General features: G+C 65.5%; 18 protein-coding genes and 1 tRNA gene. 13 read left to right on the top strand and 6 right to left on the bottom strand.

The window, feature by feature from the left end:
* Positions 1 to 22: 22 nt before the first annotated feature.
* Complete coding sequence (locus tag D9V29_RS05020; RefSeq protein WP_121672226.1) at positions 23 to 208, bottom strand: hypothetical protein; 186 nt, start codon at positions 206 to 208, stop codon at positions 23 to 25.
* A 156-nt stretch (positions 209 to 364) separates the two neighbouring features.
* Here D9V29_RS05020 and D9V29_RS05015 point away from each other — a divergent pair, with 156 nt between their 5' ends.
* Positions 365 to 901, top strand: coding sequence for a DUF6328 family protein (locus D9V29_RS05015; protein WP_121672225.1), 537 nt, complete (start codon positions 365 to 367; stop codon positions 899 to 901).
* A gap of 34 nt (positions 902 to 935) precedes the next feature.
* Positions 936 to 1,790 (top strand): non-homologous end joining protein Ku, encoded by an 855-nt coding sequence (gene ku / locus D9V29_RS05010; RefSeq protein ID WP_121672224.1) that lies wholly within the window; start codon positions 936 to 938, stop codon positions 1,788 to 1,790.
* A gap of 16 nt (positions 1,791 to 1,806) precedes the next feature.
* Here ku and D9V29_RS05005 read toward each other — a convergent pair whose 3' ends face one another.
* Positions 1,807 to 3,300 (bottom strand): FAD-dependent oxidoreductase, encoded by a 1,494-nt coding sequence (locus D9V29_RS05005; protein WP_121672338.1) that lies wholly within the window; start codon positions 3,298 to 3,300, stop codon positions 1,807 to 1,809.
* Positions 3,301 to 3,488: 188 nt separating this feature from the next.
* On the opposite strand from D9V29_RS05005, the gene D9V29_RS05000 reads away from it, so the two are divergent.
* The 4 genes from D9V29_RS05000 to D9V29_RS04985 are packed head-to-tail and all read left to right on the top strand — an operon-like array spanning position 3,489 to position 6,226.
* Positions 3,489 to 4,370, top strand: a complete 882-nt coding sequence (locus D9V29_RS05000) for an SDR family oxidoreductase (RefSeq protein WP_121672223.1) — start codon at positions 3,489 to 3,491, stop codon at positions 4,368 to 4,370.
* 23 nt (positions 4,371 to 4,393) lie between these two features.
* Positions 4,394 to 4,660: a DUF7218 family protein gene (locus D9V29_RS04995; protein WP_121672222.1), complete on the top strand. Its 267-nt coding sequence runs from the start codon at positions 4,394 to 4,396 to the stop codon at positions 4,658 to 4,660.
* Positions 4,661 to 4,684: 24 nt separating this feature from the next.
* Positions 4,685 to 5,653 (top strand): DNA topoisomerase IB, encoded by a 969-nt coding sequence (locus D9V29_RS04990; RefSeq protein ID WP_121672221.1) that lies wholly within the window; start codon positions 4,685 to 4,687, stop codon positions 5,651 to 5,653.
* A gap of 57 nt (positions 5,654 to 5,710) precedes the next feature.
* The gene (locus D9V29_RS04985; RefSeq protein WP_121672220.1) at positions 5,711 to 6,226 is read left to right on the top strand and encodes a CinA family protein; all 516 of its coding nucleotides are present in this window, start codon (positions 5,711 to 5,713) and stop codon (positions 6,224 to 6,226) included.
* On the opposite strand, the gene D9V29_RS04980 is transcribed toward D9V29_RS04985, so the two are convergent.
* Positions 6,220 to 6,657 (bottom strand): ribosomal maturation YjgA family protein, encoded by a 438-nt coding sequence (locus D9V29_RS04980; RefSeq protein ID WP_183084915.1) that lies wholly within the window; start codon positions 6,655 to 6,657, stop codon positions 6,220 to 6,222. The genes D9V29_RS04985 and D9V29_RS04980 overlap by 7 nt on opposite strands.
* 66 nt (positions 6,658 to 6,723) lie before the next feature.
* Between D9V29_RS04980 and D9V29_RS04975 the strand changes: the two genes are divergently transcribed.
* On the top strand, positions 6,724 to 7,608 hold the full coding sequence (locus D9V29_RS04975) for a coiled-coil domain-containing protein (protein ID WP_121672218.1): 885 nt from the start codon (positions 6,724 to 6,726) through the stop codon (positions 7,606 to 7,608).
* Positions 7,609 to 7,703: 95 nt separating this feature from the next.
* Complete coding sequence (locus tag D9V29_RS04970) at positions 7,704 to 8,015, top strand: DUF7882 family protein (RefSeq protein ID WP_121672217.1); 312 nt, start codon at positions 7,704 to 7,706, stop codon at positions 8,013 to 8,015.
* A gap of 60 nt (positions 8,016 to 8,075) precedes the next feature.
* Here D9V29_RS04970 and D9V29_RS04965 read toward each other — a convergent pair whose 3' ends face one another.
* Both D9V29_RS04965 and D9V29_RS04960 read right to left on the bottom strand, forming a co-directional pair.
* Positions 8,076 to 8,534, bottom strand: a complete 459-nt coding sequence (locus tag D9V29_RS04965) for a hypothetical protein (protein ID WP_121672216.1) — start codon at positions 8,532 to 8,534, stop codon at positions 8,076 to 8,078.
* A 141-nt stretch (positions 8,535 to 8,675) separates the two neighbouring features.
* A tRNA-Leu gene (locus D9V29_RS04960) sits at positions 8,676 to 8,758 on the bottom strand.
* Between the two features lie 38 nt (positions 8,759 to 8,796).
* On the opposite strand from D9V29_RS04960, the gene D9V29_RS04955 reads away from it, so the two are divergent.
* Entirely contained in the window at positions 8,797 to 9,402 is a 606-nt protein-coding gene (locus tag D9V29_RS04955) for an ANTAR domain-containing response regulator (protein WP_121672215.1), read from the top strand.
* A 70-nt stretch (positions 9,403 to 9,472) separates the two neighbouring features.
* Here D9V29_RS04955 and D9V29_RS04950 read toward each other — a convergent pair whose 3' ends face one another.
* Entirely contained in the window at positions 9,473 to 9,895 is a 423-nt protein-coding gene (locus tag D9V29_RS04950) for a hotdog fold thioesterase (protein ID WP_121672214.1), read from the bottom strand.
* A gap of 55 nt (positions 9,896 to 9,950) precedes the next feature.
* Here D9V29_RS04950 and polA point away from each other — a divergent pair, with 55 nt between their 5' ends.
* The 4 genes from polA (at position 9,951) to rpsA (ending at position 16,942) form a co-directional block, all read left to right on the top strand.
* Positions 9,951 to 12,626 (top strand): DNA polymerase I, encoded by a 2,676-nt coding sequence (polA, locus tag D9V29_RS04945; RefSeq protein ID WP_121672337.1) that lies wholly within the window; start codon positions 9,951 to 9,953, stop codon positions 12,624 to 12,626.
* 40 nt (positions 12,627 to 12,666) lie between these two features.
* Positions 12,667 to 14,352, top strand: coding sequence for a DUF885 domain-containing protein (locus D9V29_RS04940; protein ID WP_121672213.1), 1,686 nt, complete (start codon positions 12,667 to 12,669; stop codon positions 14,350 to 14,352).
* A 52-nt stretch (positions 14,353 to 14,404) separates the two neighbouring features.
* Positions 14,405 to 15,322 (top strand): ATP-grasp domain-containing protein, encoded by a 918-nt coding sequence (locus D9V29_RS04935; RefSeq protein ID WP_121672212.1) that lies wholly within the window; start codon positions 14,405 to 14,407, stop codon positions 15,320 to 15,322.
* Between the two features lie 174 nt (positions 15,323 to 15,496).
* Positions 15,497 to 16,942, top strand: a complete 1,446-nt coding sequence (gene rpsA, locus D9V29_RS04930) for a 30S ribosomal protein S1 (protein ID WP_121672211.1) — start codon at positions 15,497 to 15,499, stop codon at positions 16,940 to 16,942.
* Positions 16,943 to 16,972: the final 30 nt, after the last annotated feature.

The raw sequence follows: 16,972 nt of genomic DNA, 5'->3' as shown, positions 1-16,972 counted from the left end.
AACCGGGGCCCGCGCCGAGTCGTTAACGCTCGAGGTCGTCCGGGTCGAGGTCGTCGTCCGATTCGAACTCGAGTTCGTCGATGGGTCTCTCCTCATCCGGGAGGGCGGCGACATCGAAGTCGAGTTCCTCGTCGTCATCAGGAAGGACCGCGAGGTCTTCGTCTTCGTTGTACTCCACCGGGTCTTCGTCCGGAATTCGGTTCATCATGATTCGAGTTCCTCCCGTCCTGGCCAGGCCGCGAGCCCGTGGCCGCGCTCAAACACTAAGCTGGCCATTCGAGCCGCTCAAGGCCTTGACCCGGTTCCGCGGGCGGTGTTAACACGGAGTAGAAGGACGCCGTCGTCCTGGGCTGAAGGCGAGATCATGTCAACCGGTAACCCGAACACCGGCACGGAGCGTCTGCTTGCAGGACACGGCCGTGACGAAACCGAACTGGAGCGCTCCGACCGCAACTGGGCCGATGTGCTCCAGGAATTGCGGGTGCTGCAGGCGGGGACGCAGATCCTGACCGCGTTCCTCCTCGCGATCGCGTTTCAGCCCCGATTCGTCGAACTGGATGAGTTCCAGCTCGTCCTGTACCTCACGCTGGTCTCCGTCTCGATCACGACAACCGTTCTCAGCCTGCTCCCGGTCAGCGCCCACCGCATCCTGTTCCGCCACCTTGTGAAGGACACAACGGTGAAAATCGGGCATCGGATGATCCGGGCGGTTCTCGTCGGCGTCTCCCTGTCGATGGTCGGAACCGCGATGCTCGTCTTCGACTTCGTCGTCAGCCGCGAGGCGGGAATCCTTGCCGCCGCCGCCGTCGGCACGATCGTTCTTCTGCTGGGACTCGTCGTCCCGCTCGTGGTCCGCACTACCATGTCGCGCCGCGAATCCCGGGACACCGGCAAGGGCTAGGCATCGGTATCGGCTCTGGTGTTCACTGGGGTGCATGAGAGCAATTTGGAAGGGCGCGATCACCTTCGGGCTCGTCAACGTGCCCGTCAAGGTTTACAGCGCCACCGAAGATCACGACCTGCCGCTGCACCAGGTGCACGACAAGGACGGCGGTCGCATCCGGTACCAGCGCCGCTGTGAGATCTGCGGAAAGATCGTCAAGTACGAGAACATCGACAAGGCGTACCAGGACGGGGATCAGACGGTGATCCTGAACGCTGACGACATGGCATCCCTCCCCGAGGAGAAGAGCCGCGAAATCGAGGTGGTCGAGTTCGTGCCGAGCGACCAGGTCGACCCCATCATGTACGACAGGAGCTACTTCCTCGAACCCGACTCGTCGTCGGCGAAGGCGTATGTCCTTCTGCGCAAGACGCTCGAGTCCACGGACCGCACGGCCATCGTCCAGTTCGCACTCCGCCAGAAGACCAGGCTCGCCGCCTTGCGGTCCCGTGATGGAGTTCTGCTGATCCAGACGCTCCTGTGGGAGGACGAAGTACGCAAGGCGGAATTTCCGTCCCTCGAGGAGAAGGTACGGATTTCGGCGAAGGAACTGGAACTGTCGTCGTCACTTGTCGACAGCTTCGCCGACGACTTTGCGCCGGGCAAGTACCGCGACGAGTACCAGGAGCAGCTCCGCAAACTCATCGAGGCGAAACTCGAACAGGGCGACGCCGTCGACACGGATGCCACGTTCGGCGAGTCAGGCGAGGACGCGGGGGAAAGCGGCGAGGTCATCGACCTCATGGAGGCGTTGCGGCGGAGCGTGGAGAAGTCCCGCGACGCGAAGAAGTCCGCAAAGAAATCGACGAAGAAGACCCCGGCGAAGAAGGCGCGCAAGCCGGCATAGTCCGGTGTGACCGCTCTCAGTCGGCGAGGGTCTTCACCGCTGGCCCCTCGAGGACGGTGCCGTCCGGAGCGAATCGCGACCCGTGCAGCGGGCAATCCCACGACGACTCGGCATCGTTCCACGTCACGATACCGCCGAGGTGGGTGCAGACGGCGGAACGTCGTCGGGTGATCCCGTCGACCGTGCAGACAGCGACGGGAACGACTCCGTCGCGAACGACGATGCCCGTCCCTTCGGCCGGCGCGTCTTTCGGATCCGCCGACAGTTCCGCGCCGAGCCAGCCCTGCGCGAGGTCGCCCGCGACCTTCGCTCCCGCTCCCAGGGTGCTTCCGACGGCGGTGAACGCGGGTGGCCTGCCCTCCAGCGTCTCGGCCCATGCCGGGCGGGTTCCTGTGATGCGGGAGGAGATCGCGATTGCAGCGGCGATTCCGTTGGTGAGGCCCCACTTGGCATATCCGGTGGCGACGAGAATCCGGTCGTCACCGGCAGTGACCGGACCGAAGTGAGGCAGTTCGTCCGTCGACCGGTAGTCCTGCGCCGACCAGCGATGTGAAGCGACGGCTTGCGGGAATTCTGCTGCCGTCCACCGGACCAGGTCGTCGACATTCTCGGTCGTGGGCGTGTCCTTGCCGACCCGGTGGCCGTTTCCCCCGATGACAAGGTAGGTGCCGTCTGCTCGGTGGGCGTCCCGGATGGTGCGGGACGGCTCGTCGACGGACAGGTACATTCCCTCGAGGGGTCGGCCCGGCCACCGGAAGGCGACAGCATATGACCGCTGAGGCTCCAGGGTGGTGAAGTGACCGCCGCGCTTGAGGAACGGTGACCCTGTCGCGACGACGACCCGGTCGGCTCGCACATCACCTCGCGTGGTGGAGACAACGCACGGGTCGCCTGAGTCGATCTTCGTCGCCCGGACACCCTCGATCACCAGTCCGCCGTGCCGCCGGACAGTGCCGACGAGTGACTCGAGCACGTCGACGGCATCGAGCTGAAACTGGCCGGCAAGGGCCACGGCGGCCGTCACCGAAAACGGAAGATCGAGCGTGCGCCTGGCCGTGACCGGCAACCCGAGATCGGATGCCGCGTCCAGCTCCGCTTCGACGGTCGGGGCTCCGGCATCCGTCGACGCGTACGTGACCGCCGTGCGCTCGTCGAACGCGACACCGTGGTCGCGCACGTGCCGCAGGAGCCAGTCCTGACCGGCGCGGTTCGCGCCGACGTAAGCTTCCGCGAGGTCGCGGGAGACGGCATCCCGGATCTGGGACAACCGTGACCCCTGCAGCAGTGTCACCTTGCCTGTCGTGTTCCCGGTCGTCACGGCTCCGACGGAACGCGCCTCGAGCACGACCACCGAGCGGCCCTCCTCGGCGAGCATCGCAGCGGTGGCAAGACCCGAAATCCCGGCCCCGAGCACCAGCACATCTACGGTGTCGAGTGGGCGCCACTCGTCGGTTTCGACCGGTGATGGCCGGTCAAGCCAGAGGGACCGGTGGAGCGGTGAGGCCGTCATGAGGAGCACCCTTCGTTGTCGTGGCGTTCGCGGCCGGGCCGCAGCCGCCCAACGCTACTGGGGATGCCACTCGAGCCGCCACCCCCTTCCACCTCGAACATCACGCGGCGTATGGTTCTACGCATCGTTCGCCGGACGCGGCACTCCCGCCGTTCCTGACCCATTCCTGAGACCGAGAGGGGCCTGCCGTGACCGCTGGAAACATCGACCCGACGTCGAAGTACACCTCCGAAGACTTTCCCCGCCAGGAACAGGACCAGCCGGGCCTCACCTCGAAGACGGACCCACGCCCCGACCACGGTGAAGAGAGCTATGTCGGGACGGGAAAGCTCGACGGCCAGGTCGCGCTCATCACCGGAGGTGACTCGGGGATCGGGCGGGCGGTCGCGATCGCATTCGCACGCGAGGGAGCGGATGTCGCACTCTCCTACCTCCCCGAGGAACAGGATGACGCGGAGGACACCGCGGGATGGATCGAGAAAGCGGGCAGGAGAGCACTCCTGCTGCCCGGCGACGCTCGCGAAGAACAGTTCAGCACCGACATCGTCGAACTCACGGTCGAAGAGTTCGGCCGGCTCGACGTTCTCGTGCTCAACGCCGCGTACCAGGAGAACCGCAGCGGCCTCGAGAATCTGCCGACGGCGGAGTTCGACCGCGTGTTCAAGACGAACCTGTACGCCCCGATGTGGACGGCACGCGCAGCGATCCCACACCTCAAGCCCGGGGCTTCCATCATCACGACGTCGTCGATCCAGGCGTTCCAGCCGTCGCCGCAGCTTATCGACTACGCGATGACCAAGGCTGCGCAGGTGGCATTCACTCGAGCCCTCGCTGCCCAGCTCGGAGAGAAGGGTGTCCGGGTGAACGCGGTTGCCCCCGGCCCGATCTGGACTCCGTTGATCCCGGCGACGTCCTGGCCGGACAAGGTCGAAACGTTCGGGCAGGACACGCCGCTCGGTCGTGCCGGGCAGCCCGCCGAACTCGCTCCCGCCTACGTGTACCTCGCTTCGGAACACGCCTCGTACGTCTCCGGTGCCGTCCTTCCGGTCACCGGCGGCAAGAATCTCTGACACCGAATACGCCAGGAAAAAAGATGCCGCAGAAGAAAAATCCCAGCCTCAAGGACCCGGACCTCTACGAAGAGCTCCGGGAGGACGGCGCCTCAAAACAGAAGGCTGCCCGCATCTCGAACGCCGCCGCACAGCGCGGTCGGAGCGAGGTCGGCCGCTCTGGCGGCGAATCGGGAAGCTACGAGGACTGGACGGTAGCCGACCTGAAGAAACGAGCGAAGGAGATCGGCCTGACCGGGTACTCTCACAAACGCAAGGGCGACCTGATCTCGGAGTTGAGAAATTCCTGAGTTCTCGCGGCGGGGTGATGCCTGATGCCGCGCCTGCGCAGAAGTGACACAACGGCTCCAGGACTCGGCAGGAGGAGAACCCGCTCCGGATTCCGCTATGTCGATGAGGGCGGGCACCCGCTCCACGACGAAGCGACCATCGGACGGATCACCGCGCTCGTCATTCCACCCGCATGGACGGATGTCTGGATCGCCCCGCACCCGAACGCCCACATCCAGGCGGTGGGCACCGATGGAGCCGGGCGACGACAGTACCTGTACCACGAGGCATGGTCGCGCAAGCAGGCGGAACGGAAGTTCGACCGTGCCCTTGAGCTGGCATCCGCCCTGCCGTCTGCTCGCCGTCTCGTCACCCTCGATCTGCGCAGCGTACCCGGGTCTCGGGAGCGAGCGCTTGCGGCCGGGTTCCGATTGCTCGACTCCGCACGGCTCCGGGTCGGAACGGAGCGGTTTGCGCTCGAGCACGGCAGCCACGGCCTCACCACGCTTCTCAACGCCCACGCGACCGTGAGCGGCGACACCGTGTTGCTCGACTTTCCCGGGAAAAGCGGGCAGGCCTGGTCGAGCGAGACAGAAGATGCGGACCTCGCCGCCGTGATCCGATCGCTCAAGACCCGCGGGCCACGGGCACGTCTCCTCGCCTGGAAGAGCGGTGACAGCTGGCGTCCTCTCCGACCGCAGGAGGTCAACGACTACGTTCGCGAACGAACCAGGGGAGACTTCACCGCGAAGGATTTCCGGACGCTGCACGGCAGCATCATCGCGGCGACCGCTCTGCGGCGCCTCGGCGTCGCGCCCAACGCAACCCGGTGTGCACGGAACGTCGTGACCGCTGTCAAGGAGACAGCGGAAGCCCTCGGCAATACGCCCGCCGTCGCCCGCAGCAGCTACATCGACCCGCGCGTCCTGGACCGCTATCAGTCCGGTGAGGTCCTGAACGGCAGGGGAGTGGCTCCGGAGACGGCGCTGCGTCGCCTGATCCTCGGCGACTGAGCCGGGGAGGGTGTCAAGCCCCTGTGGCCATTTCTCTCCCGCGGCAAGAATTCTGACATGACATCTTCTGACCCCAGCATTGCCCAGGCCATCGCCCTCGCCGAGGAGATCGCCGGAGCTGTCGAAGGGACACATCTCAAGATCGCGGTGGCTGAGTCGCTGACCAGCGGGCAGATCGCCGCCCGGCTCGGAGCCGCCCCCAATTCATCGGCCTGGTTCGCCGGTGGGGTGGTCGCGTACATGAGCGAGACCAAGCACCGGGTGCTCGATGTGGCTCCCGGCCCCGTCGTCTCTGCCCGGGCAGCCGAGGAGATGGCGACGGGAGTCGCCCGCCTCTTCGGTGCGAATCTGGCGCTGTCGGTCACCGGTGTGGGCGGTCCGGACGAACAGGACGGTCAGGAGGTCGGTACTGTCTTCATCGGACTCCGTTCCCCGCGGGGTGAGTTGCACGTCGTCGAACGGCAGCTCGGTGGCAGCCCGGAGGAGATCGTCGAATCGACGGTCGTCGCGGCGTTACGCCTGCTCACGTCGCGGGTGCAGGCTCTCGTGCAGCATTACGCCGGAACTCACTGAACCGATTGCGCACGTCGGCGCCGACGCAGACGGAGAAGAAATCCGTCAGCGAGGACGGCGACGACGGCACCGAGCGCGCCGGTGATCAGATCTGTCCAGACGAACGTCGTTCCGAGCACGTAGCGGACCGGTGGCAGTGCGGCGCCGAGCGAACTCGGGAGCCCTGTCAGTTGGAGCAACTCGACAGCGGTGCAGACGATGGCGGCGCCAATCCCGATGTGCGCCGCAGGCGCGGCGGGCGCGAGCATCGCGATGACGGCGTAGACGAGGACCGCGTAGAGGATGCCTCCTGCACCGTCTCCGAGAGGACCGGGAACACCCCGCACGGAGAGCCCGACCACCACGACGAGAACGATGACGCCGACGAGCACCGGGCGCCGACGGGGTGGTGTTCGTCGCACAAGGATCGCCGCACGGGAATTCGTCGTCACCGCCCCAGTCTGACTCACGCCGCAGCGCCAGGGAGCGCGGCGCGGCGTCCCGCGTATCCTGATTCGATGACGACGAAGCCGGAGACCGAGCTGAGTGAGGTGCTCCAGGACCTCTACCTGCGCACGCCGACGGAGTTCGTCTCGGTTCGAAAATCACGCGCGCGATCGGCGAAGGATGGCGGGAACGCCGAACTCGCCCGGCAGATCTCGCGCCTGCAGAAGCCGGCAACCGGTGCCTGGCTCGTCAACCTTCTCGTGGCACGCCGAGCCGACGACATCGACCGGATCCTCGAGCTGGGCGCTTCGCTGCGGGATGCCGAGAAGAATCTCGACGGCGACGACCTGCGCCAGCTGGGCAAGCAGCGACTCCAGTTGTTGCGGGCACTGGCACGCCAGGGCAGGGATCTTGCCGAGAAAGACGGCCAGAAGGTCAGCGCAGCCGCCATCTCCGATGTCGAACGGACGCTCCAGGCGGCCATGACGGACCCGCAGGCAGCCGACGCGGTACTGAGCGGCCGGCTCGTGCGCGCGCTGTCCTCGAACGGGATCGAACCCGTCGACCTCGATGGTGCCGTCGCCGAGCCCTCCGTGAGCACGCCCCGGTCGCGCCGACCCGCGCTCCGGGTTGTCGAGAACAAGAAATCCGCTGAACAGATCGCGGAAGCCGAGCGCAAAGCGACCGAAGCGCTGGCCAGGGCGGCGGATGCCGATTCCGAACGTGACGCGGTGAGGAAGAAGCGGACCGCCCTGTCCGAGCACCGGATCGAACTGGGGAAGCGACGCCAGGCGCTCGAAGACGAGATCGCAGAGCTCGCCCGGGACATCGCCGCGACCGAGAGGGAAGACGAGTCGCTTGGCCGCACCGCAGCATCCGCTGATCACGCTGCCGAGGTCGCCGGCCGTGCCGCCGAGCGGGCGTCGGAAAGGCTGCGGAGGCTTCGGGAGAGTTGACCCGATGCCGCCGATTCGAAATCATTCCCGCTCCCGGGCGCGTTCGGAGACTATCGTGCTTAGTGGAGGCGTCCTGCGCTCGCGAAAGGTAAATCATGGCAAAGCTGCTGTACGGAATTCCGGCCGTCGAGATCGACACGACCGACCGGGAACTGGCGCACCTGAAGGTCGTCATCGTGACAAAGCTCCGGCGGGGAGAAGTGTTCACCCTCGCTGTGAACGGCCGGATCAACGACGCGGGACCCGGACGCAGGATCCTGTGGGTGCATCCGTCCATTCCGATCCAGTTCCAGTTCGATGGCACTGCCGAGGAGAAGCTCAACCGCGAATGGCTCGAGGAGCTGATGGCTGCGGTGAACGCCGGCGGTAACCTGCAGATCACCCCGGAGCCGGCCGCTCACGGCTGACGCGGCGTCCGGCGTCGTTTTTATCCTCGCCCAGCGGTCAGCGGTCTGACATCCAGACCCCTAGGCGCCGGTCTCGCTCGCGGGAAAAGCTTCGTGGTGGCGGCTGCCATGCGTGCGGCGGTCCTCCTTCATTTCCGCTTCGAAGAGGTGCCGCCGACCGCCGACGAGCTGGCTTCGAGCATCCGCCTCCGCGTCGACGAAGGGACGGTAGTAGTTCTCGTCGTAGTCTTCGACGATCTGGAACGTCCACCGGCCTTCGATGACGTTCCGGCCGACGATCCGCTTTTCGAGGTCCTCCGCGAGGTCCTCATGCCCGGCCTTCCGCAGCAGCTCGACCGCTTCGCCGAGAGCGAGGTCTGCCGTCCCGGTCAGTCGGTGGAATCCGTAGAGCAGGCCGCGGGCGTGTTCCACGACTTCCAGTGCTTCGGAAAGCTTGCCGAGCGCTTCGACTGTGGCGTCGCTCACACCCTCGGGTCGGCGGTGGGCGGCATCTGGTCCTGAGTTCGACGGTGCGTTCATGAAGCCCGATTATGTCGTGGCCGTCGCGTCGAGCGCCATCCTCTTGCACGATCGACCGTCGACGAACGCGCCCCCGACCAAAAGAAGGAACCCCCGATCCTTCCAGCGCTAACGCTGACAGAATCGGGGGTCTTCATGCTGTACCGGTGGTGGGACTCGAACCCACACGTCCTTTCGAACAAAGCATTTTGAGTGCTCCGCGTCTACCATTCCGCCACACCGGCGCGTAACAACGTGCACAAGAGTACCGTAGGATTAGGGCGTGACCGAGCCAAACGTAACACCCCCAGCCCCTCGTCGAGTCGTCGTAGCCGAGGATGAGTCGCTCATCCGACTCGACATCGTCGAGATCCTCCGAGACAACGGCTTCGAGGTCGTTGGAGAGGCCGGAGACGGTGAGACCGCCGTTGCGCTCGCGACCGAGTTGCGCCCCGACCTCGTCATCATGGACGTGAAGATGCCGCAGCTCGACGGCATCTCCGCTGCGGAACGGCTCAACAAGGCACAGATCGCCCCCGTGGTACTGCTCACCGCGTTCAGCCAGAAAGAGCTGGTGGAGCGCGCGAGCGAGGCCGGCGCCCTCGCCTACGTCGTCAAACCGTTCACGCCGAACGACCTGCTCCCAGCAATCGAGATCGCACTCAGCCGGTACCAGCAGATCATCACCCTAGAAGCCGAGGTCGCCGACATGGTCGAGCGCTTCGAGACCCGCAAGCTCGTCGACCGGGCGAAGGGGCTGCTCAACGAGAAGATGGGCCTCACCGAGCCCGAGGCCTTCCGTTGGATCCAGAAGGCGTCCATGGACCGCCGCCTGACCATGCACGATGTCGCCCAGGCGATCGTCGAACAGCTCACAGCGAAGAAGTAACCCACCGCACGAACGGGCCGGTTGATTCGGCCCGTTTTGCGTTTAACCGGGTGCGGCCGGGCGGATGCCGTCAGCGGGCTGGCGCGTCCTTGATGAGATTCGTGATCCGGATGGTGGAACACCGCCGGCCCTGGTCATCAGTCACCACGATCTCGTGCACCGTCATCGAGCGGCCGAGGTGGATCGGCGTGCAGACACCGGTGACGATGCCTGACGTCGCCGAACGGGTATGGGTCGCGTTGATGTCGACGCCGACGGCGAGTTTCCCCGCGCCGGCCCAGAGGTTCGCTGCCATCGACCCGAGCGACTCACCGAGGACGACGTACGCGCCCCCGTGGAGGAGCATCGCCGGCTGGGTGTTGCCGTCGACCGGCATTGTCGCGACCGCCCGCTGCACCGTGAATTCGGTGAACTCGATGCCCATCTTGGCGGCGAGGGCACCGCTCCCGCGCTCCAGGACGTAGTCGAGCGCGTTCTCTGTCGTGTCGGTCATCGTCGCCTTTGCTCGTTCGGAAGCCACCGTCGGATGTCGCTTGTAGGCTGGGGTGGTGTCGGACAACGAAAAGCCTACCCTCCTCGTCATTGACGGTCATTCCCTCGCATTCCGGGCGTTCTACGCCCTGCCGGTGGACAGTTTCTCGACCAAGGACGGGCAACACACCAACGCGATCCATGGCTTCCTCGCCATGCTCATCAACCTGATCCGCGACCACAAACCGACCCACATCGCTGTGGCGTTCGACATTTCCCGCTTCAGCTTCCGCACCAGGGAGTACCCCGAGTACAAGGGAACCCGGGGCGAGACGCCGCCGGAGTTCATCGGCCAGGTTCCGCTTCTGCAGGACGCACTCGCCGCGATGAACATCACGACCATCTCGATCGAGGACTACGAAGCCGACGATATCCTCGCCACCCTGTCCGTGCAGGGCAGGGAACAGGGGTACCGGGTTCTCGTCGTGTCCGGCGACCGTGACACGATCCAGCTCGTGAACGACGACGTGACTCTGCTCTACCCCTCCCGCATGGGAGTCTCCGACCTCACGATGTACGACGCCGCGAAGGTGATGGAGCGGTACGGCATCCAGCCCCACCAGTACCCCGAGGTTGCTGCCCTCGTCGGAGAGACGAGCGACAACCTTCCCGGCGTGCCCAAGGTCGGCGAGAAGACCGCTGTGAAGTGGCTCAACCTGTACGGGAGCCTCGACGGGATCCTCGAGAACGCCGACAAGATCACCGGCAAAGTGGGGGAGAGCCTCCGCGAGCACAAAGAGAACGCGATCCGGAACCGCAAACTCAACCACTTGCTCACCGATGTCGAACTGCCAGTGACGATCGCGTCACTGGAGAAGAAGCCGATCGACGAGCAGGCCGTGCGCGAGATCTTCGCCCGACTTGAGTTCCGCACGATGCTCGACCGGCTGTTCAAGGCCGAGGGCATCGGCGAGAACGGTGATGGCTCCGGTGCGACCACCACCGCGACAGGCGCTGCCGCCGAAACAGCCCCCACCCCGCAGAACCTGCTCGACGAAGAGCTGGGAGCGTGGCTGACCCGCGCGGTCGCCGCCCACCCCGACGGCCTCGGCTTCACCGTCGACGTGCTCGACGGCAAACCGGCGGGCATGGGCATCTCCACCCCGACCGAGTCGGTCTCGGTCGCATGGCAACCCGGCCGCGCCGACTACGCGCCGTTCGAGGAGTGGCTCGCGAGTCCCGCGGCGAAACTCATGACCGACGCCAAACGGCAGCTCAAGGCGCTCAAGAACGCCGGACTGCCCTTCGCCGGCATCGCATACGACACCCACATCGCCGGCTGGCTGCTCCGCCCGAGCGGGCAGGAGAAGACGCTGTCGGACCTCGTCAGCCGCTACCTCGGCGAGACGCTCCCGGTCTCCGACCCTAACCAGCTCGTGCCCGTCAATGAGCCGGCCTCCGCCCCGGTCGAAGCCTGGTACACCGTCCGCCTCGTCGATGCCCTCAACGACGCACTCGACCCGGGATCGCTCCACGTTCTCACGTCGATCGAGATTCCGACGTTGCTCACGCTCGTCGACATCGAACTCCGCGGGGTCACCGTCAACCACGCGCAACTGACGGAGCTTTCCGCCGAACTGGCCGCCAAGGCCGCCGACCTGGCATCCCGCGCGTACGCCATCATCGGCCACGAGGTGAATCTCGGGTCACCGAAGCAGTTGCAGGAAGTCCTGTTCAACGAACTCGACATGCCGAAGACCCGCGCCAACAAGACCGGCTATTCGACGGATGCCGGAGCGCTGGCCGATCTGCAGGCGTCGAACCCGCACCCGTTCCTCGGCCTGCTGCTCGAACACCGTGACGCCACCAAACTGAGGCAGATCGTCGAGACCGTCGACAAGTCCATTGCCTCTGACGGGCGCGTGCACACCAGTTATGTGCAGACAGGGACCACGACCGGCCGGATCTCGTCGACCGACCCGAACCTGCAGAACATCCCGGTACGCACCGAAGAAGGACGTCGCATCCGCGAGTCGTTCGAAGCGGGCGCCGGCTATGAGACGCTCCTGACCGCCGACTACTCCCAGATCGAGATGCGGATCATGGCGCACCTCTCCGGCGATGAAGGACTGATCGAAGCATTCCGGTCGGGCGAGGACCTTCACCGGTTCGTCGGTGCTCGGATCTTCGGTGTCGCACCCGCGGACGTGACCAACGAGATGCGCACGAAGGTCAAGGCGATGTCTTACGGCCTGGCATACGGTCTCAGCGCCTTCGGCCTGTCGAAACAGCTTCGGATCGATTCGTCCGAGGCCAAAAAGCTCATGACGGACTACTTCGCGCGGTTCGGCGCGGTTCGCGACTACCTGCGCAACGTCGTCGAGCAGGCGGTCGATGACGGCTACACGACCACCATCTTCGGCCGCCGCCGCCCGTTCCCCGATTTGAAGAGCCCCAACCGGGTGCTGCGCGACAATGCCCAGCGAGCCGCGCTCAACGCACCCATCCAGGGCTCTGCCGCCGACATCATGAAGATCGCCATGGTCAACATCGAGGCCGACGTAGCATCCAGGAAGCTGGGTTCCCGCATGCTCATGCAGGTGCACGACGAATTGATCTTCGAGGTCGTGCCGGGGGAGTGGGACGCTCTCGAGGCGATCGTGCGCAACCGGATGGCGAACGCGGCAGAGCTGGCGGTTCCCCTCGACGTCCAGGTGGGCCGCGGACACAACTGGGATGCCGCCGCGCACTGATCCGTGACGGGCGGGGCGGTGCTGTCGTAGGCTTCTGCGCATGACTGAACCCACGCGCCCTCCGTCTGCCATCGACGCCATCGCCGAGAACTGGGTGGACACGCTCGTCGACCTCGATCCGCTCGTCGGCACGTATATCGGCCGCACCGACGCGAACAGCAGATTCGGCGACTTCTCACCGGCGGGCCACGAGAGGTACGTCGACGAGGCGAAGCGGGCGCTCAGTGCGCTCGAGGCGGCGAGCCCGGTGGATGACATCGACGCGGTCACCCGGACCGACCTCGCCGCAGAACTGCGGCTCGACCTCGAAAGCGCCGACGCGGGTCTGCATTTGCGGGACCTGAACGTCATCGCCTCGCCTGCCCAGGGCATCCGGGAGATCTTCGATATCATGCCGACAGCGACCGTCGACGACTGGGCGGATGTCTCCACGCGGCTGAAAGCGCTGCCCGCTGCGGTGTCCGGCTATATCGAGACGCTGCGGCTCGGGATCGAACGGGGGATCACCCCGGCGAAGCGCCAGGTCCGCGAGGTCTTCGAACAGGCCAAGAAGTACTCCGCCGACGAGGGCTTCTTCGTCGAACTCGGAGCGACCGCTAGTCCGGTCGAAGGTCAGCTCCCGGCGTCGCTCGCGTCTGACCTGTCCGCCAACGCCGGACAGGCAGCCGTTGCCTACCGCGCACTCGCTGACTTCCTCGCCCATGAACTCGAGCCGGTCGCCCAGGAACAGGATGCCGTCGGCCGGGAGCACTATGCCCTCCAGTCCCGCAGATTCCTCGGGGCAACGATCGACCTCGACGAGACCTACGAGTGGGGCATCGAGGAGCTCGCCCGCATGGTCGAGGAGCAGGAGCGGATAGCCCGGGAGATCAAGCCGGGTGCGAGCGTGGAAGAAGCCATCGCCTTCCTCGACGGCGATTCCAGCCGGAAGCTCCATGGCACCGATGCGCTGCAGAAATGGATGCAGGAGACCAGTGACCGCGCCGTCGCTGAACTAGGCAGGAGCCACTTCGACATCCCCGAGGAGATCCGCACCATCGAGTGCATGATCGCTCCCACCCAGGAGGGTGGGATCTACTACACAGGTCCCACCGACGACTTCTCGCGCCCCGGGCGGATGTGGTGGTCGGTGCCCGAGGGAGTGACCGAGTTCGACACCTGGCGGGAACTGACGACGGTCTACCACGAGGGGGTCCCCGGCCACCACCTGCAGATCGGGCAGGCCGTCTACAACCGGGCCAAGCTCAACACCTGGCGCAGGCAGCTCGCCGGCACCTCCGGCCACGCTGAGGGCTGGGCCCTGTATGCGGAACGGCTGATGGAGAACCTGGGCTACCTCGACGACCCGGCCGACCGGCTCGGGATGCTCGACGGCCAGCGGATGCGCGCAGCCCGCGTCGTGCTCGACATCGGAGTGCACCTCGGCAAAAAGCACCCCGACGGCACCGGCACCTGGACGTCCGAGGACGCCTTCTCTTTCCTGGCCAGGAACGTGAACATGAACGACGGTTTCGTGCGGTTCGAGGTCAACCGCTACCTCGGCTGGCCCGGGCAGGCTCCGTCCTACAAGGTCGGTCAGCGCATCTGGGAACAGCTCCGTGACGAGTGCGCCCGCCGGGAAGGCGACGCTTTCGACATCAAGGAGTTCCACCGCCGCGCACTCGATCTCGGCGGTGTTGGTCTTGACACGCTCAAGCGCACCCTCCTTGCCGGTGAGACGGCGTGAGCACCCAGACCGTTCCCTGCTTTTTGGCGGCCCCCTGCGGCGGAGCAGCAGCGTGAGCGCGATCGCACTCGTCAGCCACGGTATTACCGACCCTGCCTACCGCGATGATGATCTTCCGCTGCTCGTCGACGGTCTCACGGCCGCGGGGCTCTCCGCAGCTGTCGTGCTGTGGAATGACCCAACGGTCTCATGGGGAGACTTCGACCTCGTCCTCATCCGGTCGCCATGGGACTATCCGGACCACGCTGCCGCGTTCCTCGACTGGCTGGACTCGGTGGCATCCGTCACTCGTGTGCTCAACAGTCCGGACCTCATCCGCTGGAACATCGACAAGACCTATCTCAGGGACATCGCCGGCGTTTCGGATGTGCCCCTCGTGCCGACGACGTTCTGCGCCAGCGCCGCTGAGGTGGCCGTCGCGGTGGAGCGCGTGCAGTCGCGCCGACTCGTCGTGAAACCGACGGTGTCGGCAGGATCCATGAATACCGGACTGTTCGACGTGGGCGACCCGGCCGCACCGGCGCTGGCGGAACACATCCTGTCCCTGGGCAAAACGGTGATGGTCCAGCCCGCGATCGACGGTGTGCAGGAACACGGGGAGCGAGCCCTCCTCTACTTCAACGGCCGGTTCAGCCACGCGGTGTCCAAGGGGCCGTTGCTCGCCGTCGGAGGCGGGTTGCGCGGCGGGGTCTACGTCGAGGAGATCACGCCGGTGCAACCGGGGGAGCGGGAGCTCGGCGTCGGTGCGGCACTCATCGGGGCCGTGCAAACGGTGCTGGCGGCGAGAGGGCTGCCGGAATCCGACGCCCTGCCGCTCTTCGCGAGAGTCGACATCGTCGACGACGCAGATCGCGGCCCTCTCGTCCTCGAGGCGGAACTGTTCGAACCGTCGCTGTTTCTTCCGTTCTCGCCGGATGCCGTCGGTAACGTGGTGACGGCGGTGCTGGAGCGTCTCAGCACGCCCGGTTGAGTCGAGCGGTCGGCCCGGAATTCGCCATTTGCGGGGGGTCCCTGTTTATCGGTAGACTGACATGTCACTTTTGTGACGTTCTATCCGTTCGCCGTGCACGGAAACTCTCCTGACACTTCACAGCAGTCAGGGTCGTGCCGGCCTGATATCAGTCCTTACTGGAGCAACCACTACATGACAACCGCAACGACCGCCAAGCAGGTCGCTATCAACGACATCGGATCGGCTGAAGACTTCCTGGCCGCGGTCGAGAAAACACTGAAGTTCTTCAACGACGGAGACCTCATCGAGGGTACCGTCGTCAAGATCGATCGCGACGAGGTTCTCCTCGATGTCGGTTACAAGACCGAGGGTGTCATCCCCTCGCGCGAACTTTCCATCAAGCACGACGTCGACCCGAGCGAGGTCGTTCAGGTCGGCGACATGGTTGAAGCCCTCGTCCTCCAGAAGGAAGACAAAGAAGGCCGCCTCATCCTCTCCAAGAAGCGTGCTCAGTACGAGCGTGCGTGGGGCGACGTCGAGAAGATCAAGGACACCGATGGCGTCGTGACCGGTTCGGTCATCGAGGTCGTCAAGGGTGGACTCATCGTCGACATCGGCCTCCGTGGCTTCCTGCCCGCATCGCTCATCGAGCTGCGCCGGGTCCGCGACCTCACGCCGTACCTCGGCCAGGAGATCGAGGCGAAGATCCTCGAGCTCGACAAGAACCGCAACAACGTTGTGCTTTCTCGTCGTGCACTGCTCGAGCAGACCCAGTCCGAGAGCCGCACGACCTTCCTCAACAACCTCCAGAAGGGGCAGGTCCGCAAGGGCATCGTCTCGTCGATCGTCAACTTCGGTGCGTTCGTCGACCTCGGTGGCGTTGACGGTCTCGTCCACGTCTCGGAGCTCAGCTGGAAGCACATCGAGCACGCGTCCGAGGTCGTTGAAGTCGGCCAGGAAGTCACCGTCGAGATCCTCGAGGTCGACCTGGACCGCGAGCGTGTCTCCCTGTCGCTCAAGGCGACGCAGGAAGACCCGTGGCAGGTCTTCGCCCGCACCCACGCCATCGGCCAGGTTGCACCGGGCAAGGTCACGAAGCTCGTTCCGTTCGGTGCGTTCGTCCGCGTCGCAGACGGCATCGAAGGTCTCGTGCACATCTCCGAGCTCAGCGGCAAGCACGTCGAGCTCGCCGAGCAGGTTGTCTCGGTCGGCGACGAGGTCTTCGTCAAGGTCATCGACATCGACCTCGAGCGTCGCCGCATCTCGCTGAGCCTCAAGCAGGCCAACGAGGGCGTCGACCCCGAGGGCACCGAGTTCGACCCGGCTCTCTACGGAATGCTCACCGAGTACGACGACCAGGGGAACTACAAGTACCCCGAGGGCTTCGACCCGGAGACCAACGAGTGGAAAGAGGGCTTCGACACCCAGCGCGAGAAGTGGGAGCAGGACTACGCTGCAGCCCAGGCTCGCTGGGAAGCTCACAAGAAGCAGGTTGCCACCGCTGCGACGGAAGAGGCAACTGCCGCTGCCGCTCCCGCAGCAGGTTCGACCTTCTCAAGCGAGACCGCCGGCGCTGGCACGCTCGCTGACGACGAGTCGCTCGCGGCTCTTCGCGAGAAGCTGACCAGCAACTCCTAAGCACGACAGTTCGGCGGCTGGCCGGTCCCG

The sequence above is a fragment of the Mycetocola manganoxydans genome (assembly GCF_003667545.1).
Lineage (GTDB): Bacteria > Actinomycetota > Actinomycetes > Actinomycetales > Microbacteriaceae > Mycetocola_A > Mycetocola_A manganoxydans.
The sequence above is the reverse complement of the archived record's forward strand: the minus strand, read 5'-3'. Positions and strand labels throughout refer to the sequence as shown.